29 protein-coding genes are annotated in these 20,277 nt (G+C 59.8%); 3 read left to right on the top strand and 26 right to left on the bottom strand.

What is annotated here, in order from left to right:
- Positions 1–32 precede the first annotated feature (32 nt).
- From ACX8ZY_RS04460 to ACX8ZY_RS04425, 8 genes are read right to left on the bottom strand one after another with little or no spacing between them, the layout of a single operon-like run.
- A complete protein-coding gene (locus ACX8ZY_RS04460) occupies positions 33–1,133 on the bottom strand; it encodes a phage late control D family protein (protein WP_187508689.1) in 1,101 nt (366 codons plus the stop codon).
- The gene (locus ACX8ZY_RS04455) at positions 1,130–1,615 is read right to left on the bottom strand and encodes a phage tail protein (protein WP_010248695.1); all 486 of its coding nucleotides are present in this window, start codon (positions 1,613–1,615) and stop codon (positions 1,130–1,132) included. The genes ACX8ZY_RS04460 and ACX8ZY_RS04455 overlap by 4 nt, the downstream gene beginning before the upstream one ends.
- Positions 1,612–4,647 (bottom strand): phage tail tape measure protein, encoded by a 3,036-nt coding sequence (locus ACX8ZY_RS04450; RefSeq protein WP_187508688.1) that lies wholly within the window; start codon positions 4,645–4,647, stop codon positions 1,612–1,614. The genes ACX8ZY_RS04455 and ACX8ZY_RS04450 overlap by 4 nt, the downstream gene beginning before the upstream one ends.
- Positions 4,640–4,780 (bottom strand): GpE family phage tail protein, encoded by a 141-nt coding sequence (locus tag ACX8ZY_RS04445; protein ID WP_071778615.1) that lies wholly within the window; start codon positions 4,778–4,780, stop codon positions 4,640–4,642. The genes ACX8ZY_RS04450 and ACX8ZY_RS04445 overlap by 8 nt, the downstream gene beginning before the upstream one ends.
- Positions 4,777–5,085 (bottom strand): phage tail assembly protein, encoded by a 309-nt coding sequence (locus ACX8ZY_RS04440; RefSeq protein WP_061063398.1) that lies wholly within the window; start codon positions 5,083–5,085, stop codon positions 4,777–4,779. The genes ACX8ZY_RS04445 and ACX8ZY_RS04440 overlap by 4 nt, the downstream gene beginning before the upstream one ends.
- 56 nt (positions 5,086–5,141) lie before the next feature.
- Positions 5,142–5,657, bottom strand: coding sequence for a phage major tail tube protein (locus ACX8ZY_RS04435; protein ID WP_187508687.1), 516 nt, complete (start codon positions 5,655–5,657; stop codon positions 5,142–5,144).
- 12 nt (positions 5,658–5,669) lie between these two features.
- Entirely contained in the window at positions 5,670–6,839 is a 1,170-nt protein-coding gene (locus tag ACX8ZY_RS04430) for a phage tail sheath protein (RefSeq protein ID WP_010248702.1), read from the bottom strand.
- 45 nt (positions 6,840–6,884) lie between these two features.
- Entirely contained in the window at positions 6,885–7,508 is a 624-nt protein-coding gene (locus tag ACX8ZY_RS04425; protein WP_187508686.1) for a recombinase family protein, read from the bottom strand.
- A gap of 60 nt (positions 7,509–7,568) precedes the next feature.
- On the opposite strand from ACX8ZY_RS04425, the gene ACX8ZY_RS04420 reads away from it, so the two are divergent.
- Together ACX8ZY_RS04420 and ACX8ZY_RS04415 are read left to right on the top strand one after the other, a co-directional pair.
- A complete protein-coding gene (locus ACX8ZY_RS04420) occupies positions 7,569–8,207 on the top strand; it encodes a glycine-rich domain-containing protein (RefSeq protein WP_242458874.1) in 639 nt (212 codons plus the stop codon).
- Positions 8,207–8,599, top strand: coding sequence for a tail fiber assembly protein (locus ACX8ZY_RS04415; RefSeq protein WP_187508685.1), 393 nt, complete (start codon positions 8,207–8,209; stop codon positions 8,597–8,599). Before ACX8ZY_RS04420 ends, ACX8ZY_RS04415 begins: the two co-directional genes overlap by 1 nt.
- A gap of 27 nt (positions 8,600–8,626) precedes the next feature.
- Here the strand turns inward: ACX8ZY_RS04415 and ACX8ZY_RS04410 are convergent, their stop codons facing one another.
- From ACX8ZY_RS04410 to ACX8ZY_RS04325, 18 genes are all read right to left on the bottom strand, one after another.
- Positions 8,627–9,028, bottom strand: a complete 402-nt coding sequence (locus ACX8ZY_RS04410; RefSeq protein WP_187508684.1) for a tail fiber assembly protein — start codon at positions 9,026–9,028, stop codon at positions 8,627–8,629.
- Entirely contained in the window at positions 9,029–9,988 is a 960-nt protein-coding gene (locus ACX8ZY_RS04405; RefSeq protein ID WP_242458873.1) for a phage tail protein, read from the bottom strand.
- On the bottom strand, positions 9,985–10,596 hold the full coding sequence (locus tag ACX8ZY_RS04400) for a phage tail protein I (RefSeq protein ID WP_187508683.1): 612 nt from the start codon (positions 10,594–10,596) through the stop codon (positions 9,985–9,987). The genes ACX8ZY_RS04405 and ACX8ZY_RS04400 overlap by 4 nt, the downstream gene beginning before the upstream one ends.
- On the bottom strand, positions 10,593–11,507 hold the full coding sequence (locus ACX8ZY_RS04395; RefSeq protein WP_187508682.1) for a baseplate J/gp47 family protein: 915 nt from the start codon (positions 11,505–11,507) through the stop codon (positions 10,593–10,595). The genes ACX8ZY_RS04400 and ACX8ZY_RS04395 overlap by 4 nt, the downstream gene beginning before the upstream one ends.
- Positions 11,494–11,850 (bottom strand): GPW/gp25 family protein, encoded by a 357-nt coding sequence (locus ACX8ZY_RS04390; protein ID WP_187508681.1) that lies wholly within the window; start codon positions 11,848–11,850, stop codon positions 11,494–11,496. Before ACX8ZY_RS04390 ends, ACX8ZY_RS04395 begins: the two co-directional genes overlap by 14 nt.
- Positions 11,847–12,425: a phage baseplate assembly protein V gene (locus ACX8ZY_RS04385; RefSeq protein ID WP_187508680.1), complete on the bottom strand. Its 579-nt coding sequence runs from the start codon at positions 12,423–12,425 to the stop codon at positions 11,847–11,849. The genes ACX8ZY_RS04390 and ACX8ZY_RS04385 overlap by 4 nt, the downstream gene beginning before the upstream one ends.
- A 76-nt stretch (positions 12,426–12,501) precedes the next feature.
- A complete protein-coding gene (locus ACX8ZY_RS04380; RefSeq protein WP_187508679.1) occupies positions 12,502–12,948 on the bottom strand; it encodes a phage virion morphogenesis protein in 447 nt (148 codons plus the stop codon).
- Positions 12,941–13,372, bottom strand: a complete 432-nt coding sequence (locus ACX8ZY_RS04375; RefSeq protein ID WP_187508678.1) for a phage tail protein — start codon at positions 13,370–13,372, stop codon at positions 12,941–12,943. Before ACX8ZY_RS04375 ends, ACX8ZY_RS04380 begins: the two co-directional genes overlap by 8 nt.
- Positions 13,335–13,574: an Rz1-like lysis system protein LysC gene (lysC, locus tag ACX8ZY_RS04370; protein WP_234305609.1), complete on the bottom strand. Its 240-nt coding sequence runs from the start codon at positions 13,572–13,574 to the stop codon at positions 13,335–13,337. Before lysC ends, ACX8ZY_RS04375 begins: the two co-directional genes overlap by 38 nt.
- Positions 13,468–13,896 (bottom strand): Rz-like lysis system protein LysB, encoded by a 429-nt coding sequence (gene lysB, locus ACX8ZY_RS04365; RefSeq protein WP_010248724.1) that lies wholly within the window; start codon positions 13,894–13,896, stop codon positions 13,468–13,470. Before lysB ends, lysC begins: the two co-directional genes overlap by 107 nt.
- Complete coding sequence (locus tag ACX8ZY_RS04360) at positions 13,893–14,264, bottom strand: DNZ54_00345 family protein (RefSeq protein WP_187508677.1); 372 nt, start codon at positions 14,262–14,264, stop codon at positions 13,893–13,895. The genes lysB and ACX8ZY_RS04360 overlap by 4 nt, the downstream gene beginning before the upstream one ends.
- Position 14,265: 1 nt before the next feature.
- Positions 14,266–14,775, bottom strand: coding sequence for a lysozyme (locus ACX8ZY_RS04355; protein WP_187508676.1), 510 nt, complete (start codon positions 14,773–14,775; stop codon positions 14,266–14,268).
- Positions 14,756–14,968: a phage holin family protein gene (locus ACX8ZY_RS04350; RefSeq protein WP_013359096.1), complete on the bottom strand. Its 213-nt coding sequence runs from the start codon at positions 14,966–14,968 to the stop codon at positions 14,756–14,758. Before ACX8ZY_RS04350 ends, ACX8ZY_RS04355 begins: the two co-directional genes overlap by 20 nt.
- Before the next feature lie 3 nt (positions 14,969–14,971).
- Entirely contained in the window at positions 14,972–15,175 is a 204-nt protein-coding gene (locus tag ACX8ZY_RS04345; RefSeq protein ID WP_010248731.1) for a tail protein X, read from the bottom strand.
- Positions 15,175–15,639, bottom strand: a complete 465-nt coding sequence (locus ACX8ZY_RS04340; RefSeq protein ID WP_187508675.1) for a head completion/stabilization protein — start codon at positions 15,637–15,639, stop codon at positions 15,175–15,177. The genes ACX8ZY_RS04345 and ACX8ZY_RS04340 overlap by 1 nt, the downstream gene beginning before the upstream one ends.
- Positions 15,640–15,738: 99 nt before the next feature.
- Complete coding sequence (locus ACX8ZY_RS04335; RefSeq protein ID WP_010248736.1) at positions 15,739–16,389, bottom strand: phage terminase small subunit; 651 nt, start codon at positions 16,387–16,389, stop codon at positions 15,739–15,741.
- Positions 16,390–16,392: 3 nt separating this feature from the next.
- Positions 16,393–17,475 (bottom strand): phage major capsid protein, P2 family, encoded by a 1,083-nt coding sequence (locus ACX8ZY_RS04330; RefSeq protein ID WP_187508674.1) that lies wholly within the window; start codon positions 17,473–17,475, stop codon positions 16,393–16,395.
- A 16-nt stretch (positions 17,476–17,491) separates the two neighbouring features.
- Positions 17,492–18,346, bottom strand: coding sequence for a GPO family capsid scaffolding protein (locus ACX8ZY_RS04325; protein ID WP_187508673.1), 855 nt, complete (start codon positions 18,344–18,346; stop codon positions 17,492–17,494).
- A gap of 143 nt (positions 18,347–18,489) precedes the next feature.
- Here ACX8ZY_RS04325 and ACX8ZY_RS04320 point away from each other — a divergent pair, with 143 nt between their 5' ends.
- Positions 18,490–20,259: a terminase ATPase subunit family protein gene (locus ACX8ZY_RS04320; RefSeq protein ID WP_187508672.1), complete on the top strand. Its 1,770-nt coding sequence runs from the start codon at positions 18,490–18,492 to the stop codon at positions 20,257–20,259.
- The last annotated feature ends 18 nt before the right edge of the window (positions 20,260–20,277 follow it).

The raw sequence follows: 20,277 nt of genomic DNA, 5'->3' as shown, positions 1-20,277 counted from the left end.
GATTGTAATGCTTTTGAGTACTTTTGAAAGTGTTATTCCATTTCTAATGAGTCAATCTTCACTTCCAGTTCGATACTGGTCGTAAATCCACTATCGGCGCTCAGGCTGTGCGTCAGCGTTGTGATGACCCATTCCCCGGCATCTACCTGCTGTTTGAAGCCGCTGACCTTCACCGGCATTTCCGTGTATAGCTCCGCGCGCCCCTTTGCCAGCTGAATAGAAAATGTTGCCACACCACGCTGCAGGCGTTCCCACTGCATTTTTGCCGCTCGTTCGGCGTTGCCACGGTTCGCGTAAGTGCGGCTAAGCACCAGCACGTTCTCGTCCGTGCCGATCAAGTAATCCCCCTGCTTCGCCTCTGGCTCTTTCTTCTTCGCCGTGGTTTTACGTCGCCTGCGCTTCACCTTTGCTACAGGCTTTTTTGCCGGTTCACGGGTGTGCAGCCAGCTGGCGATCACGCCGGTGTAAGCGTCGCGGTCCGCCAGGGTGAAGCGGTGGCTGTCTCCGTCCCTGCGCTGAAGGGTGATCACCGGCAGCGCCTTACCGCTTGCCGTCTTACCCTGTCCCTGCCGGATAAACAGCAGATTGCCGTCCTTAACGCAGGCCACTGCGCCGCACTGTTTAGCCAGGCGCATCAGAAAGCTGGCGTCTGATTCGTTGGTCTGATCAAGATGGTCAATTTCTGCGGTGGCCACGTCCTCACCCATCGCCGTTTTCAGCTTATGCCGCCCGGCGATATCCCGGACAATTTCGCCCGCTGTGGTTTTGTGCCAGGACTTCTCCCGCTTCGTGTTCAGCGTCTGCCGGAAGTCCGCGCTGCGCGCCCTCAGCGTCAGGCGGTCAGGCGTGCCGCTGTGCTCGATTTCGTCAACCACGTAGCTGCCTTTCGGAAAAAGTGCCTCACCCTGCCAGCCCAGCGACAGCGACAGCACGACGCCCCGGCGCGGCAGCTGCAGCTGGCCGTCCGCGTCGTCCAGCTCGATGTCCAGCTGATCCGCCTCAAAGCCCCGGTTGTCAGTGAGCGTCAGGCTCAGCAGGCGCTTTTCAAGCTTCTGCGTGATGTCTGCGCCGTCCATCGTCAGCCGGAACGCCGGTGAGTTCTGCTGGCCGTTAATCCACGGGCTGGTCATCATGAAAATAATCCTCCCGCTGCGGCACTCACCTTACCGGCGGCGGTGGCGGCTGCGCCCTGCATGGCAGACAGCTGATCGCTGAGGCTGCCAAACATTTCGCCCAGCGATTCATCGGTGCGCTTCAGCGTTAGCGTGAATTCAATGCGGCGGCACACGCCGCTGCTGAAAAACTCCGCTTTGGTCTGGCTCAGGCTTTCAATCACGAACATGCCGTAAATCGTCCCGCTGCCCTCGATAAGCGGCCACGCGCGACCCAGCTCTGCAATCTGCTCCAGCGCGAACAGCGACAGCCTGCCGCCGGTAATCTCCGGCAGCAGCACGCCGGAAAGCGTCAGCGTGTCGTTGTCCGGGCCTAAAAACTGAAGCGACGGCCTCACGCCCACGCGGCTGTTTGACGGGAAACGCCAGCTGCGCTGATACTGGAGTTCCTGATAGGGCACCGTCTTCAGCATGAAAACAAATAAGCCCAGCGTCATCATCATTCCTCAAATCCTCCCCTGTCCCGGTAACTGCTGCGGGCGCGGGCCTGCGCCTGCCGCTCTTTTGCCTCCAGCCTGCGCATCAGTTCATCAAGTAAATCGCTGTTGCTCTGTCCCGGTTGCTGCACCAGATGAATGTCATATTTACCGTGCATCACAATAGGCGGCTGACCTGCCGGATTGATGCCTAATGCACTTACACCGCGAGACGACGCGGGCAGGCTCATAGGGTGCAGCGGTGCAGCTGTGGCAGGTGCGGCCGCACTGCCCAGCGCCAGCGCCGCCATTGCGGCAAGCCGTGCGGTGCGCCTGCGGCTGGTCACATTAACCGGCCCGTTAATCAGCTCAGGCCCGTTCTCTCCGACGATGCCGGTGCGGCCTGACGGAATATTTCCACCGGTGTCGTACATGCGCGGGAACCCGCCCGGCGGCAGCACCACTTTTCCGGCTGCATTAACCGTGGCCGCCTGCTGGCGCGTAACCCGCTCCGGCAGTTTTGCCTTTGCCGCCTCCTGCGTAACGATGCCGAGCTTTTCCAGCAGCCAGGACACTCCTGATTTCAGCGTGTCCAGCGGGTGCATCACCATGCTGAGGCCATCGGCCAGCGCCTGACCAAACGCCTTACCCTTAGCGGCTGCGCTGTCCAGCTCAGCCCCCGTGGACTGCACCGGCGTCAGCAGATCGCGGAACCAGCCAAACAGCGCCTGCACTTTATCCCCAATCCACTGAAAAACCGGCTTGAGCGGGCCAAATGCCTCACTGATTGGTGCTGCGGCAGCCCTGAACCCTTCAACCACGCCGCCGAGAAACGCCTTAATCGGCTGCCAGTATTTCCAGACAACCAGCGCCACGCCTGCCAGCGCGGCGACCAGCAGCCCGACCGGACTCAGCAGCGCGCCGATTGCCCATGAAATGCCGGTCAGCGCAACGCGAAGCACCGCCACGGGACCAGACGCCAGCCAGCGCAGCACCTGACCCGTACCCATCAGCAGCACCCGCCCTGCTGCTACCGGGTTCATTATAATTCCGGCAGCAGCGGACACGCCGCGCATGGCTCCCCTGAACAGGCGCAGTGGCGCTCCGGCCACCGCCTTAAGAGCATTACCAGCCATACCTGCACTGGCACGAAGTGAGGCAAGCGGCCCGGACAGCAGGCTAACGCGTCCGCCCGTATCGCGCAGCCCCCGACGCAGCAGATTAAGGGGGGCGCTTCCCAGCCAGCCAAGCATACTGCCCGCCCGTGACGCTGCTGTAGCAATCCCCGGCAGCGCCTTAATACCCAGCACGCTGCAGCTCAGGCGCAGCAGTGCCAGCGGGCCAAGAATGGCCGCTGCCGCCAGTGAAAGCGCACCCACTGCGGTAACAGCGATGGCGAAACCTGCCGCCATCCTGAACAGTGCCGCCGTCAGCTGCGGATGCTGCTTCACAAAATTACCCAAGGCGCTGGCAAGGTCGCCCAGCCAGTCAACCAGCCGTTTGAGGTCAGGGGCAACGGTGGCACCGATTGCGGCCAGGGCATTCGTGAATGAACCGCCCGCCGCATCCCAGCGGTTTGCCAGCGTTTTAAGTGAGGCGTCCACTCGTTCACGCAGTGATGCCTGATTCTCAAGTTTCGCGGCTGTTTCCCTGTACCCTTCTATCCCCTTGCTGATCATGATGTTCAGCGCCTGCAGGGTTTCGGCGTCGTCACCAAAAAGGGTATTCAGCACCGACTGTCGCTTGCCGTCGTCGGTAATTCTCTTCAGCTTCGCCAGCTGCGTATACAGGTTTTCAAGCCCGGCAAACTGACCTTTTTTATTCTGAAAATTCAACGTGATTCCGGTGCCCGCCAGCGCGTCGTTTGCCTTGCCAATTTTTTTGTTATTCAGCGTGGCCTGAAAAATCTTGCGGTAGGCATTGCCCGCTGACTCACCGGCCATACTCGCCTGATCAGCCATCACCAGCAGCGGCGCAAAGGTTTTCGCGGCGGTAATTCCCTTCTGATGGAGAATATCCATCGCGCTGCCGATTTTGGAAAATCCCTGCAGCATGTTGTCCGAATCGACGCCCGCATAAAATCCTTTCTGGATAATGTCGGTGAGCGCCATCATGTCCTTTTCGCTGGTCTGCGTGGCGTCCTGCAGCTTCGCCGCAAACTCCGCCGCATCGGTCGGGGCCATCTTCAGCTGCACGCCCAGATAGGCAGTTGCTTCCCCCAGCCCGCCGAGTATCGCCTGTGCAGTCATCCCCTGACGGCGAAGCATGGTCATCATGTTCTGAAAGTCTGCCGTGGTTCCGGGCAGTTTGTCGCCCAAGCTTACGGCCAGCCGGTTAATCTGCTCATACTCCGGCAGCACTTTTGCCCCCGGCCCCATCATGGACGCGGCCAGCTGCGTTGCGGCGTTCTCCGAGTCCGAATAGGCCCTTACAGGGGCCATCAGGGTAACGCCGGTCGTCACGCCGGTGGCAACCATGCCCGCCCCGTTACCGGCCAGCTTGTTACGCGTTTCGTTCAGTTTTTCATGACGCGCCCGGATGGCGGCCAGCTTCTGCTGACGTTCGCCCAGCTTTCGCAGTTCGGCCTGCTGTCGCTCAATCGCCCCTGTTGCCGCCTGTGCATCAGTACGCAGTTGGCGCTGCGCAGCACTCAGCTGCTTTGTGTCGATACCGGCGGCGCTCAGCGCCTCACGCTGGCGCTGCACTGACAGGCGCAGCCCGTTATAGGTCTGCTGCAGCTGGCTGGCGCGGCTCTTTGCCTGCTCAAGCAGCCTGGCCTGCTGCGCAGTCGGGCGATTCGTTGCGGCAAACTGCTGCGCCAGTGCGGCGGCCTCCTGCCGGGCACCGGCCAGATTTTTTTCAGTGATGGCAAGCTGGCTGCGCGTTTTGCGAAAGCCATCAATGCGGCCCGCCTGCTCGTTGAGGGATTTCAGGCCGTCTTTACTGGCCTTCAGCGCGGCGGCCAGCTCTTTCGAGCCGTCGCGCGCATTGCGGAAGGGGCGCGTGATTTTATCAACCGCGCTTAAAACCACCTGCAGACGCAGGTTTGTGTCACTCATCGTCACCGGCTCCGCTTCGCTGGATTGCTTTATGCCGCCACTCCAGCACGTCCGTCAGCGATTCCGCGTACATGACCGGCGGCGGCCAGTGAAAAACGGTAGCAATATCGGCTACCAGATCTTCAACCGTCAGGCCGTCGGGAAAGCTGACAGCGCCGACTTCGGCAACAAAAAAGAGACAACCTCAACGGACAGCGACAGCAAATCCGCCGGGTCCATTTCGTTGATTTCCTGCGCGGTCAGCGCCGGGCTGGTAACGCGGGGCAGCACAACCATCATGGCGTTTACGTCCATGTCCATCAGCGCCTGCAGGCGGGTGCCGCGCAGCGCGCCAGACTGCGGCTTGCGCACGGTGACGGAGGTGATTTCAGTTTTGCCTCGCAGGATCGGGGTGTCCAGCTCAACGGCTTTTTCATTAGGTGCAATTTTGTCTGTCATGATGCGATTCCATTAAAAAGAGAGATAAGCGGCAGGCGCGCGGCCTGCCGGTGTGATTACAGGCCCAGCGCGTTGCGGTGCGCTTCCATCAGGTCCTTACCATCCACGATGTGGATCATGTTCACGATGTCGATCTCGTAAACCACTTCGCCGTTGATGGTCAGCTTTGCGTAACTGTTAGTTGCGGACACTTTGGTGGTGCTGGATTCGCCAGTTTTCCATTCGCCGGAGTCCAGTTCCTTATAGCGTCCGCGCGTGACCAGCTCGACCGCCTGCACTTCGCCGGTATCGTCGCGCTGAATGGAGCCGGTAAAGCGCAGCTGGATGCCGTCCACGGTTTCGATGCCAAGCTGCTTAAACAGCAGGGCTTCAGTGCCGCCCACGGTGAATTCCGTATCCAGCGCGCCGTCGTCCAGGCCCATGTCGATGTCCACCGCACCGGCCATGCCGCCGCCGCGATACTTTTCAAACTTGCGGGTGACTTTCGGCAGCGTCACGGACTCAACCAGCCCCTGCCAGTTATTGCCTGCGTTGAACACGTTCAGGTGCTTGAGTTTGCGGGGTAATGCCATCTTTCCGTCTCCTTATGCGCTGATGCGGCTACTGAAATCGACCAGATACTGGTCAGTGATGCGCTGACGCAGTAGCAGGTTTTCCAGCGGGGGCACCGGCGTGTAGTCGTAATCGATCAGCAGCTTGCCCGCCTTCAGCGTTTCCTTATCGTTCACGCTTTCATCCAGCCAGCAGTCAGCGCCAATCAGATAGCCCTGATTCACCAGGCTGCGCAGCTTCGCGCGGATGCCCTCGATGATGTCGCGGGCCAGTGACGGGTTCAGCGCACCGTCAACGGACCACATCTGCGCTTCTGCCATCGTGTCCATGAGCACCTGCGCGGTGCGTGTGTAGCACTCAAACTGAAACAGCGCGTCATCACTGAGGCAGCGGGAACCCCAGAAGCGGAAGCCGTCTTTGCGGATCAGTGTGGTGATGTCGTTCTGGTTCAGTAGGCCCGCATCTGTGGCCGGGTCCTGCAGGTCCCAGAAAACGTCTTTTGAAATGCCGGTGACACCGTTCACGCCAACGTTTGACAGGGACTTATGCCAGCCGGTCTGTTCGTCGATTTTGGCGCGCAGACCCAGCGCGCGGGCGGTGGCATAGGCCGTCGCGTCCGCCTTCAGCACCGTGTCAAAGCTGATGAAGTCAGGCCAGATCAGCATCCCTTCGCGCTGGCTGAAGTTGGCACGGTAGGCAATCGCTTCCTCAACGCTTTTGCAGCCATACGCGGACAGGTAGGCAAAGCCGCGCAGGCTCTGCGCCACGCTCAGCAGCTCAGTGGCGACGGCTTTGGTGTCGTGGCCCGGCACGCCGAGAATACGGGGTTTGACGCCGCACACGGATTGCGCGGCCAGTAGCGCCTTCATGCCGGTGCGCTGGCCGTCAGTCACCCCGCCGATGATGTTGGCAGTGGTTTCCGCTTCGGTCTGTCCCTGCGGCACGCGCACAACGACGGTGACTGGCTTTGACTGGTCCGCGATGGCGTCCAGTGAGCGGGCCAGCGTGCCGGATTCCCCGGCCTTGCCGCTGGCTGTGAGCACGTCGGTTAACAGCACCGGGCGGTTTAGCGGGAAGGTGGCCGCGTCGGCGTCGTCGCCGGTGCAGACCAGCCCGACAATCGCGGTACTGACGGTGGTGATGGTTCGGGTGCCCTCGTTGATTTCCTCAACGCGCACGCCGTGGTGATAATCCTGTGCCATGTGGCGGTTCTCCTGTGAAGGGGTCCCGCTATGGTCTATGGTCCGCTATGCCAGGGCACGCGCTGGCCGTTGTGCCGTCTCTGGCACAACAGACAAAACATTTTCGCGCAGGGCTTTCTGTTCCGGGGCGGGGATATAGCGGTAAATCGTCTTCACGGACACGTCCAGCACCAGTGACACCTGCAGCAGTGTTGCGCCCTGCGCCAGCATCCGCCGGGCACGTTCCACGGTTTCCGCCGTCATCTTCCGACGCCTTCCGCCGATGCGCCCTTTTTCACGCGCGGCGGCCAGCCCGGCGCGGGTACGCTCCACGATCAGCTCACGCTCCATTTCTGCCAGGGCACCCATGACGTGAAAGAAAAACCGCCCCATAGGCGTGCTGGTATCAATGCTGTCGGTCAGGCTGCGGAAGTTAACGCCACGTTCGCGCAGCTCTTCCGTCAGCATCACAAGATGGCGCATACTTCTGCCGAGCCGATCCAGCTTCCACACAACCAGCGTGTCACCGGGCTGCAGGCACCGCAGCGCCTTCTTCAGCCCCGGCCTGTCGCTGGTCTTTCCGCTTATCCTGTCCTCAAAAATCAGCTCACAATCTGCGCTCTGCAGCGCAATCCGCTGTAAGTCCGTGTTCTGGTCATTTGTTGACACCCTGATGTAGCCAATAAGCACGCTGATTTCTCCGCAAATGGGCGCAAGTGTGCCAGCGCAGCCCGCCGCAGGGCCAGGATCTTGTTTCTCATAAACCTCGGTATTAGCGAAAAGTTTTCCGGGCGCTGGATTGGCCGCCAGATTTTCACCACGCCGGGCGCGATCAGCTACAAACCCACACCCGGCACTAAACGTGCCCGAATCATCATTACCGGCGGCGGCGGGCGCGGTTATGGTTTTCTGGGCTGGGGCGAAAACTATCGCGCACGCGGTGCCGGTGGCGGCGCTGGCGGTACAGCAATCGCAATGTTGGCTGTTGATGACAGCAAAACGTATGCGGGGATTGTTGGCGCTGGCAGCAAAGAGAGCAACAATTCAACCAGCAGTGCCTTTAACGGGCAGATTACAGCGGGCAACGGTGCGAACTCAGTTGGTGATGCAGGAGGAGCCGGGGGAACTGCAGTTGGCGGGGATATTAATATTCAGGGCGGCGACGGCAGCGATTCCCCCGGCGTTATTACCGGAGGCGCTAACCCTTATCGTGGGGGTTCCGGGGACGGTGGGGCCAGCTATTGGGGAGGTGCTTCACGGAGTGGCGAAGGGATTGCATCAAACGACCGGGCTTCATTTGGTGTGGGCGGCGGAGGCAACATCCGAACTTCGCCTTACTACGGCAACTACGGGGCTGACGGTATTATCTACATTGAGGAATTCAGCTGATGAAAACTTATGCCCGGATTGAAAATCAGTGCGTTGCTGAAATCGTATCGCTGAATGTGAAGCCTGAAAAACTCTATCATCCGTCACTGGTATGGGTTGATATCACCGCGCTGCCCGAACAGCCTGATGTTAATTATAACTATAGCGACGGTGTATTTAGCGCCCCGGCGACAGAAGCTGAGAACGCGGTGCTGATTGCCAGCAGCAGGCTGGCTGCTGAAATGGATGAGGCAAACCGGACAATTGCGCCGCTTCAGGATGCCGTTGATATCAGCATTGCGACAAATGCGGAGATTGCCCGCCTGGCAGAATGGAAGCGATACCGGGTAGAACTTAGCCGGATTGATACCAGTAAGGCACCCGATATTGAATGGCCAGTCAGGCCGGAATGAAGAAAGCCCGCTATGCGGGCTTTTTGTTTAGGCGGGCTGCTCAGGCCAGATAATTTCCTCAGCGTCTTTTGTATTAATCCGCATCAGCATGACACGGTATTTTTTCCAGGCGATAAGCTGACTTGCTTCTTCATTCGTCGCTATTCCTAAGTCGTTCGCATCCTGCAGGGGCTGTATAGCCGCGTCAGCTTCAGCCCTCAGCCTGCTGCGCTTGTCTTCTGCCTGGCTGATAAGTTCCTCTGCTGTCGGTAATGGCTGTTCAGTCAGGCAGGGCCGCATATCAGCACCACAGGCAATCAGCTTTCCTTCCGCCTGCCCGGACAGTAAATCAGCCCAGGCCTGTTCGGTAATATTGATCGCATCTTCCGGGATATCCCGATTAATGGCGGTATCATAAAAGGCATTATTTGAGGGCGAATATTTTTTCATTTAAATTCCTAAGGCTATCCACCAGATGCCCTGCTGAGTAGTATCCGGGCCGCTGTTTGTTAGAGAGAAGGATGATTTATCGCGAAATTGCACACCTACTGCGTATTCGCCTTTTGACGGAATTGAAGATCCCTTATTAGCAATAAGTGAAAATCCGGCACTTGGAAACGAGACAGGAAGCGTAACAGTCGTGGTTGTCTGCTGTGCAAAGCTGCCGCTCCCCCATTGCAGGATCAAACCGTTCGGAAATTTGCAGTACCCGTTTCCACTCTTAACGATTGAAAAGAAACTCATGTCAGGTAATTGCCCGGCACCGTTCCCGACGGTCTTTTTTGCCGCGTCGCCTAAACCGAGGTTTTTGAGAACGTCAGCAACCAGCCCGGCGTCTTTGATTTCTGCCAGGGCGCTTGCGATCTGCAGGTACTGGCTGTGTGGGTTTTTAGCATCGGTATGATTTTTCATTACACTGTCAGCGTAAGCTTTCACCTCGATCACAGCATCATCAACATATTTACGCGTTGCCAGCACCACGGAGGGGTCAATCTTCAGGGTGATGGCATCGGTGCTGTTGATGATCAGAATCATGCGCACGGTCTGCGTGCGCCCGCTGCCTTCCTGCAATGCGGGCTTATAGGTTTCAGGTGTGTTGCATACCGCGATCAGCGTGCCGTCAGCGTCAAACAACCCCATTTCCCTGATCCAGAATCCGCCCGACGTTTCGGGGATCACCTGTTCGGCAATCATCTGGCTGGCGTTGGCCGGGTCAATGCTCAGCGTGTTGATGGCTGCGCGGCGCACCTCGTTAACCAGCTTTGTCTGGCTGGCGTTCGGTGTCGGCAGCGTGCCCCCACCATCGCCCACGGCCATCTGCGTGATATTCAGTTTTGTACCAAGTGCGGCGGCGTTGGCAATCTTCGCCGCGCCCAGGTTGGTTACGATTGCATAGTATTTTTGTGTCATGGTCCCACTTCCATCAGATCAATAACGTGAACCGCCGCGCCGCCATAAACTGCGCCGCCGACGGAAATAAGCTCCGGGGTGTACGGGTAAACAGTCAGGTCATCACCGTCATAGCTGGCCGCCGCTATCCGCATTTCCCCACTCACCTGCAGGTTGATGGACATCCCCAGCAGGTGACGACTGCAAGGCTTCGCATCGCTGATCAGCCGCTCAAGTTCCTGATAGGTTTCTTCAGTTATGCCCTGGTCCTGCACGCCGATGTCCAGCCGGAACGTGCCCGGCGGCTCACTGGTTTTCCACCACTCAATAACCCGGATCAGGAAGCCGAACGGCTCCACCACGCGACGGATGGCGCTGATGGTGCCTTTGTGCTGATGGATGTAAAACGCATCGCTCACCACCTGCCGCTTAACGCTCTCCGCCCAACTTTCGTCCCATCGGTCCACCGAAAACGCCCAGGCCAGATATGGCAGAAAACTCACCGGGCATGTGGCCGGGTTCCATAAGTCGCGCAGCGGCACGCTCAGCCCGGAAATGCCGCTGCAGGCTTCTGCCAGGCGGCGTTCCAGCGCAGACGAGCCGGGCGGCATCAGGCTGCTGTTGCTCATGTCACCCCCTGATCGCCCGCCACGGAAATGTCCGTGCCGGTGCAGTAGCCCGCCTGCGTGCGGTCCATGATGATGTCCTGCGCCGGTTCGGTGATTTCCACCCAGTCCACACCGGCCACGCGCATCACCGCCCCGTAGGACTCACGCCGCACGCTGCGGCCCAGCTTTTTCTGCTCGTTCAGGTAAGCGGCCAGCTTCGCGTTTGCCGCCTCAAGGCAGGGACCGGCGGCCACGCCGTCAAACAGGTGCAGCCTGGCCTTCACGCTGTAGCTGCGAATAGTTGCACCCTGAACCGTCACGCGGTCGGCTACCGGGCGCACGCTGTCGGCGCTCAGCGCGGTGTTAACTGTGGTCAGCAAATCCGCTGCCGCCGTGCCGTCGCCCTCACGGCTCAGGACGGTGATCAGCACCGTCGCCGGTGACGGGCTGGTTGCAGACACGTCCTGCACCCGGCCATCGGCGCTTTTTGCGTGGAACTCATACGCGCCCGTCGGCCCGGCCACGCTCAGCCCCTCAAATGCTTCCGGCACGCGCACGCGCAGATCATCGTCCGATTCCATTACCGCATCCACCGGCGGCACCGCGTCGGGGTTCGCAGGGGTAACAGTCAGGCGCTGCACGTTGTTGCGGGCGGCCATCTGGTCCAGATCGCTGCCGATGGAGTAAGCCACCATTACCGCCTGCGCCGCCTCGTTAATGCGCTGGCGCAGCAGAATTTCCCGGTAGACGTTCTCCTGCAGGCTTTTAACAATCGGATCGGACTCCAGCGCCAGCACGCGGCGCATGGCGACCTGTTCATCCGCAGGATAAAGCGCAATCAGCGCCTCCTTGCGCTCAGCCAGCAGCGATTCAAAGTCCGGCACCTCAATAATCTGCGGCGCAGGCAGCTGGGAAAGATCAATTACCGCCACTGTTCACCCCCGTTGAAACCGTCAGAGAAAGCGGTGAGCCGTCGGCGCGCTGGCCGCTCAGATCAACCTGCATAGAGCCGTCCGCATTGCGCGTGATGTTTACCGAGGCCAGCCGGATGCGCGGCTCCCAGCGGCTCAGTGCGGTATAGGTGGCGGCCATTACCTGCAGTTCGGTGGCGTCGTTCTGCGGCCAGTCAATCATCGCGGACAACATCGAACCGTAATCACGCCGGGCAATGCGGCTGCCTTCCGGGGTGATCAGAATGTCGCGCACGCTCTGGCGGATGTGTTCGATGTCAGTAATGGCTTCGCCGGTGTCGCGGTTCATACCGAGATACATCATTGCGGACCTCCTGACGTGTCGCTGCCACTCTTCACCTTGATGTGTAAGTGCTTATCAGCAATCACGCCGTTAGAACTCATTGAACCGCCGCCATGGGTAACATCGCCGTTCATCGTGGTGTCACCGTTAATCCGTGTCTGGCTGGCCTCTATCCCCAGCGCATCGGTGATCAGCTGAATGCCGTCTGCCGCTTCAATTCGCACGCTTCTGATGTTCTTTATCAGCAGCTGGCCGGTTTCCGGCTCGTACTGAAACCAGCCGCCGTCCTTGAATACGGTAGTGGTGCCGTCTTCCGAGTAGTCGGGCGGCGGGAAGGCTTCGGAATAAATGGCGGGCAGCGCAAAGGCGGTTTCAAGATTGCCGCCCAGGCTCAGCAGCACAACCTGTTCCCCGACGGTGGGCTGCCACCATGTGCGTGTGCTACCGGCACGCAGGGTAAGCCAGTTAATCCAGTTGGTTTCGAGATCGCCCGTTTTCACCCGGCACAGCCAGTTCACCGGGTCCACTTCGGACACGGTGCCGGTGCGGATCAGGTTGGTGATAAGGCGCATGATTTCGGTAAGTTTTTCGTTCATGGTCTGAGAGTGTCACTTTGGCAGGAACCGGGCATCAGCCCGGCGTTGTCTGAGGCATGGCACAACATCCGAATCGCTATTCAGTCAGCCAGCGCAGCAGGACTTCCCGCACCGTGCTTTCCACGTCACCATTCACGCCCAGCAGCGGACGTTCTGCATATTTCACCATCGGGCCGCGACGGCTTACCCGGTCCCGCAGGCCGTAGTGATGGACGCGGGCCAGCTTCTGCACCCCCGGCACAAAGGCAACCTCAGCGGCGTCCGCGCCTGCCTGCGCCTTCAGATATTTTGCCGTTTTCAGCTTCGCGAACATGCCGCGACGGATGCGGCCCTTTTTGCTGCGGGCACTGATGCGGCGCGGCTCCCATGCGGTGCCGTCCGGGGAACGTTGTGCTGTGATGTTTGCCTGCTGAATGCGGCGCACGTCGCGCGCCACTTCCCGCAGCATCTTTTTCCGGGCCGCCGGTTCCAGCTGTGAAAGCAGCGCCGCCAGCCAGGCATCTACTTCATGCAGTTCAGCCATGCTTTACCGTCCAGAACTCCTCCGGTGCGTCCGGCTCCGGCACTGCCTCAATGCTGATTTTCCCGTCTACCGTCGTTGCCACAACGCGCTCGGTCAGCTTCAGGTCCATGCTGATGTCGCAGCGGTCATTGCCCAGAATATCGACCTCAAACGAAAACAGCCTTTCGCGCGCTTCGCTGTTCTGCAGCGCGTCGGGCTGGTTTTCCTGCAACCACAAAAGCACCGGGGCCATCAGCAGGTTCTGGTCGCCGGTAAAGTCGGTGATCACCACGTTCAGGGTGTAGCGATACTCCCACGACAGGGACGCGGCGGACGTGGCGACCAGTTGGCCGCTGTCCACGAACAGGTGCAGGCGGTCCGGGTTGTCAGCCACATAGAGGACCGACTTATTCAGGGCGCTGCGTAAGGACTGCGGCTTGTTCATCGTCTTTTTCCTGACAGCTGATGATGGTATCGACTTTACCGGCACATGCCGCCCAGGCTGCCTCCGTTTCGTCCAGCAGGGCCAGAAGGTCGCCGTTAGTGCGCGGCGCTGCCGGGTCCAGCTGGCAGCGGGTGATTTTCGGACAGCCACTCACGGTAAGATTCACCTCCGGCGAGGGCCGGTCGCTGGCGCAGCCGGACAACAGGATCAGGCAGAGGGGCATCAGCCCAGCGGCGAAGGTCTTCATTTTCACGTTTCAGTTCCTCAATCTTTCGCTGCCGGTCGCGCAGCAATTGGCCGTTGCGTTCGGCGGCGGCGTAAAGCTGCGTCTGCGCCTGGCTGCTGGTCTGCGTCAGGATGTTCAGGGCAATCAGCTGACTGTTTTTCTGGCTCAGCTTTTTGCCCTGGCCCGCAATGGTGGTCTGCTGCGCATCAATCCTGCCGTGGGCGCTGCTCAGCCGGTAAGACTGCACGCCAGCGAATACCAGCAGGATCAGCACGATGGCGATCAGTACCCGAATCATGCTGCCGCCCGTTCAAGTTCAGACCTGATCATCCGGCGATAAAAAACCGCATGAATACCGGCAAATGCCGCCAGCTTCCAGCCCGCGCCCCACATCACCACTGCAATAAATACGCGGTGATACCATCTGAGCGGCACGCGGTCAGCCAGCTGCGCAAACCTCAGTAGCCACGCAAACACCTGCTTTCGGTCACTGCCGGTCAGGGCGCAGGCGTACAGGCCGGAAAACCCGATAACGGCCCAGGCGAAGAAGTCAGCCCACAGCAGCGCCGCCAGCGGATAGCCCGCAAAGCTGCCGTGACTGATGCTGACCAGCGTCAGCAGGACGGTGAGTAACGCCGTAAACCACCATTTTTTAAACAGCTGCATTTCAGACTCCTTTTAGGCACCAGGCCAGCTCTCGCCCGCGCCGGTTATCCAGCCCCTGATTGAATACGCCTTTCACGTACACCCAGCGCGGCAGCTGATAACACGCCTCGCGCCACTGGCCCTTTTTCAGCAACGCCACCATCGTTGAGCCGCAGACGTTGCCGGTGCCGACGTTGAACGCCAGCGACACCAGCGCGTCATAAACCTGCTGCGGCATGGAGACCGCCACGCAGCGCGCCAGTGCCGCCTCGGTGCGTAACACGTTCGTGATGAAATTCCCCGCCGCCTGCCGTTCCGTAATGGACCTGCCCGGCACCACGCCGGAGGTGTTGCCGATCCCGTCGGTCCACTTCCCCGCGCTGCACTGGTACGGCTGCAGGCGGCAGCCCTCATAATCGGCAATGAGCCGCAGCCCCTCCACGGAGGTGTGCAGCTGCTGAAAACCGGGCAGCGTGGCGGCCAGTGCCAGCACCACGCCCACGGCGCAGCGTTTAACGATCTGCAGATTCATAATCACCCCGCGTGATGCGACCGCTCAGCAGCAGCTGATAGGTTTTGTGTTTGTAGTACCAGCTGATAAGCGCCATCAGCAGGCCGATGAATACCCCGGCCACGGTGGACACGTCCTTCAGGTCCATGCCGCCCAGCCACGCCATCACTACCGCCATGCACCAGGTGATAAAGGTGCTGATTTTTTCCCACATGATTCAGTCCCAAAGCTGGACGGCCTGCACGGTGGCCGTCGTTGTCACGTCCGGCAACTCCACCTCCAGCCCGTGCGGTAAGAGGGGGCCGTGCTCCGCCAGCCCCGGATTTGCCTGCAGTACCTGTTCCGTCATCCCCTGCGTGCGCCCGTAGTGACGCCAGCAGAGTGCGTCCACCGTGTCATACTGCTGCGCACGCACTTTCATCAGATAAGCTCCACGGTGCAGTGCGGCATGTCCTGCACGCGGCTGACAGCCCAGCGCGCATCGCGCCAGAGATCGCCGCTGGCATCACTCAGTTCTTCGCCGCGCTTAACCGCTGTCGCGGTGGCGTCAAAATCCTGATAGCGCTCGTTCAGCACCGCGCGCGTCCAGCACCACACCGCATTTTCATAGTGATGCAGCCGCACGCTCACACCGGCCAGCGTCTCAGCCGGAACGTCAGCCAGGCCGTTATGACCGGCCAGCTCCTGCCGCTCACGCCACGGATAAAGCTCTGCGTTAACCTCCGCCATCGCGGTCAGCACCACCTGACGCAGACGCTCCGGCGTCACGGTGCCGTCAACGCGCATCACGCTGCGGAACTTCGCCAGATCAACGTCCGGCCAGAATGAGTTGTTGGGGATGATGTCCGGCGCTGCCGTCGCCTTCTGTGGCGCGATAAATTCCATTGCTCTGTTACTCCTGAATAGGTGGGCGGTGGACGGGGTTTTGATGCGGCGCTGCCTGTCGCCACCCCGTGCCGCCCCGCGCGTGGGCACGTCCGGTTATCAGCTGGCGTTACGGATTTTCCGCTCCAGCTGCTCAATGTCTTTTTTCACACCGCAGCGTTCATCAAGCTGCATGGCCTGCTGAAGATGGTTCAGCGCAGAGACGGGCTGGCTTTCGCGCAGCACCCAGCCGATGGACTTATGCAGGCGCGCGCGCGACTGATCGGGCATATCCCGATCGCCAATCGCATCAAGCGTCTGCAGCAGCAGTGCGGAATCGAAGGTGTTTTTTGCCTGAAGGGCATTTTTAGCGGCGTCTGCCATTTCTTCGGCCAGCAGCGTCTGGACGTTGCGGTTAAAGCCCTGCGGCATTCCCCAGCCGTGCTTCAGCGCATGGCGGCCAATGGTGAGCGCACCGGCATAGTCACCGGCATCAATGCGCCAGAGCATCACGTACATCAGCACGTCGTCCTGCTGCGCACCACCGGCGGCCAGCACACCATCCACCCAGGCAACGTATTTCGGCAGGACTTCCACCTTAATTTCCGCCTTCTTCACGGTGGACTGAATGCCCTTAAGGCGGCGGCGGTCTTCATTCAGCTGCATCAGCATCAGCTCATAGCCGCTGGCGTGGCGAACACTGCCGCCCTGACGGGCGGCCTGTTCAGCCTGGACGCGCTGGCGGTGCTGCCGTGCGGGACTCAGGCTCATGAATTAACCCTCTTCACCGGCGGGCTGCTCAGTAACAACGGCTGACTGCTCAGCAGCAGCGGCCACGATTTCGATATTCTCGATCAGCGCCGCGCAGCGGTAATCCTCCACCACGTAAGCCTCATTGACCGACTCGAAGTTTTCGATGCGGTCACGCTTCGGATTATCAATCAGCGAACGGCGGCGGGAATCTTCCTGCCAGTAGATGGACAGATTATCCAGACGGGTGATCAGCACGGCGTTTGCCGGGAAGTACGGCGCGCGCACCGCCTGCAGGCCGCCCATGCGTTTCTGGCTGATGATCATGTCAGCGGCCAGCTTTTCGGTGTTGGCCTGATCGCTGTTGACCAGCGGGAAATACTTGTCGGACAGCAGCTCACGTCCGCAGATAACCACCAGTTCGTCGTCGTCCTGGAAGATGGGATCGATAAGCTCGTTCACCGCATCCATCACCAGCGCGTCAAGGTTGGCATAGGCTCCGCCCTTGCCGACCTTCACCGGCGCGGCAGTGGTTGTGCCTTCTTTGGTGGTGCTGCCCATGACGTTATCCGGCGCATCTTCGCGGACCTTCTGCAGCCAGCCCTTATTCACGTCCTGCAGCAGCGGGTTTTCCGTGCGGTTGGAGGTTTTGGCACGCTTCACGCCGTTGAAGCCGATCATGATGCGGTCCAGTGCCTGACGCTTAACGATGGCGTCGCGGATGCGGGTCTGGAAGTCCTGAAACTTCGCCCACAGGTCCAGCTTCGCGTAGGTGATGGCCGTATCGAAGTTGGTCTGCTCGCACTTGTAGCTGATGTCCGACATATCCGTAGGGTCGGTCGGCTCACGCTCTTTGGCACCGGTATCGGTGGTGCCTGCGATGGTGCTGCCGACGCCGAGGCCCAGCAGCTGACCTGACTGATCGGTTACGCCGATCACGTTAATCAGGGTCAGAAATGCCGTTGACTGCTGAATGGTATCTTCCAGCGTCTGCGCCACGGACGGTTCCACGCTGAACTTGCCGTGCAGCTCTTCCTGTTCAACTTTGTAAACGCGCGCCAGCTGCACCAGAAAGGCGTTGAAGGCAAAACGGGTATTCTTTTTCATGGGGTTTACTGCTCCTTTAGCAGTTGGTCAGGTGTCCGGCTGGCGCATTGCCACCCGGCGTGCGCTGGCGGAAATCTTTGCGGCCGTCTTCGCGCTCCAGCTGCTCTTTCAGCTCACTGAAATCAGCTTTCTGAGCGTCAAACTCAAGTACGCGCGTCTGCAGGTCTGCTTCCAGCTTGCTCAGGCGTTCGGTCTGCTCCTGCAGCGCCTTGTCGGTGCGGGTGCCGTACTGCTGCTGTTCGCTGGCAATCAGCTCAACCGCCTGATGCACGTCGCTGAAGCGGGCGGCATCGGTCTGCTGCTGCTTTGCAAACATGGCCTTGATGCGGGTAAACAGGGCGGGCTTTTCCTCCGGCACGTCTTCCAGCTCAATCACCGTTTCGGTGGCCGCGCTGAACAGGTTTTCCGGGTGCTGCTTGCGGTTTGCCAGCGGGTTCTGCTCCGCTTTGGCACTGAAGGCCAGCATTTCGGTGCCGAGGCTTGCCGGGTCGTCAGTGACGGCCAGGCCAACCAGATAAGGTGCGTCGGTATCGGCAAACTTCAGGCTGATTTCCATCGACGTAAACAGCTTCTGCATTTTGCCGGTCATATCGATCAGATCATCCGACGGGGAAATCGTGGCAAAAAGCCCCAGCTTGCCTTTCAGCAATCCGTCTTTGATTTCCTCCGTATCCAGCGCATCAACGACACCGAACCGGCGGAACGGACTGTCCGGCGTGTAGCCCTTGATGTGTTCCATGTTGATGACGGCGGTATAAACAGCCGGATCGTATTTTGCCGCCATCTGCTCAAGCCAGCTTCGCTCGATGGTGCGCCCGTCCGTGGTGGCACCTTCCACCCCGATGCGGAAACGCTTTGCTTTCTTTGCCATTGTCCAGGCTCCGTTGTGATAAATCGCTCTGAGGCCCTATGTTTGCGGCGAGGGGGGTAGCGAAACAACGCGCGGACGTTGTGCGGCTTACCACACAATGAGGGACAGCAGAAAAGGCGGCGGCGGGGCCGTATTTTGGCTGCATGAACATGACACCCGCCCCAGAAGACCTCGATCCCCGCAGGCAGGCTTTGCTGCTGTACTTTCAGGGATACCGCATCGCCCGCATTGCTGAAATGCTGGGAGAGAAACCCGCAACCGTTCACAGCTGGAAAAAACGCGACAGGTGGGGCGACTATGGCCCGCTGGATCAGATGCAGCTGACCACCGCCGCACGCTACTGCCAGCTGGTCATGAAGGAGACGAAGGAAGGAAAAGACTATAAAGAAATCGACCTGCTGGCCCGGCAGTCCGAGCGCCACGCCCGGATCGGAAAATTTAACAACGGCGGCAATGAAGCGGACCTTAACCCCAACGTGGAAAACCGCAACAAAGGCCCGCGGGCAGCACCAGTAAAGAATCTGTTCACCGACGAGCAGGTTGAGAAGCTGCAGGAAATCTTCCACAACTCGATGTTCGGCTATCAGCGTCAGTGGTGGGAAGCCGGTAATAAGCACCGCATCCGCAACGTGCTTAAATCCCGCCAGATTGGCGCCACCTTTTACTTTGCCCGCGAGGCGCTGATCGATGCGCTGACCACAGGCCGCAACCAGATATTTCTGTCGGCCAGCAAGGCGCAGGCGCACGTCTTTAAGCAATACATCATCGAATTCGCCAAAGAGGCGGACGTTGAACTTAAGGGCGACCCGATGACGCTGAGTAACGGCGCGTGCCTGTACTTTTTAGGCACCAACGCCCGCACCGCACAGAGCTATCACGGCAATCTTTACCTGGATGAATATTTCTGGATTCCGAAGTTTCAGGAACTGCGCAAGGTGGCGTCCGGCATGGCGCTGCATAAAAAGTGGCGGCAGACCTACTTTTCCACGCCGTCCAGCCTGACGCACAGCGCCTATCCGTTCTGGTCCGGCGCGCTCTTTAACCGGGGCCGCACGAAGGCGGACCGCGTAGACATCGACCTGACGCACCCGAACCTGTCGCCGGGCCGCTTCTGCGATGACGGCCAGTTCCGCCAGATTGTCACCGTTGAGGATGCGGTGCGCGGCGGCTGTAACCTGTTTGACCTCGACCAGCTGCGCCTGGAATACAGTCCGCCGGAATACCAGAACCTGCTGATGTGTGAATTCGTGGATGACCTCGCGTCCGTATTCCCGCTGCAGCTGCTGCAGAAATGCATGGTGGACAGCTGGGAAGTGTGGAAAGACGATTTCGAAGCACTGGCGCTGCGTCCGTTTGGCTGGCGTGAAGTCTGGATCGGGTACGACCCGGCGAAGGGCACGCAGAACGGCGACAGCGCCGGGTGCGTGGTCATGGCTCCACCCGCCGTGCCGGGCGGTAAGTTCCGCATCCTTGAGCGCCACCAGTGGCGCGGCATGGACTTCCGGGCGCAGGCTGAGTCCATCAAAAAACTGACGCAGCAGTATAACGTGACCTATATCGGCATCGACTCCACCGGCGTGGGGCTTGGGGTTTATGAAAATGTAAAAGCGTTTTTCCCTGCGGTGAAAGAGTTTGTCTACAACCCGACCGTAAAAAACGCACTGGTACTGAAGGCGTTCGACATCATCAGCGGCGGGCGGCTTGAGTTCGACGCCGGACACCTCGACATCGCGCAGTCATTTATGGCAATCCGCCGCGCCACCACGGCCAGCGGCAACCGCCCGACCTATGAAGCCAGCCGCAGCGAAGAAGCCAGCCACGCGGATTTAGCCTGGGCGGCCATGCACGCGCTGGCAAACGAACCGCTGCAGGGTGAATCCGCCCACACACGCAACATCATGGAGATTTTTTAAATGAGCAAACGCAGGAAC

This window comes from Pantoea sp. XAF26B01_ASV70 (genome assembly GCF_054512635.1).
This window is presented reverse-complemented; position numbering and strand designations above follow the sequence as displayed.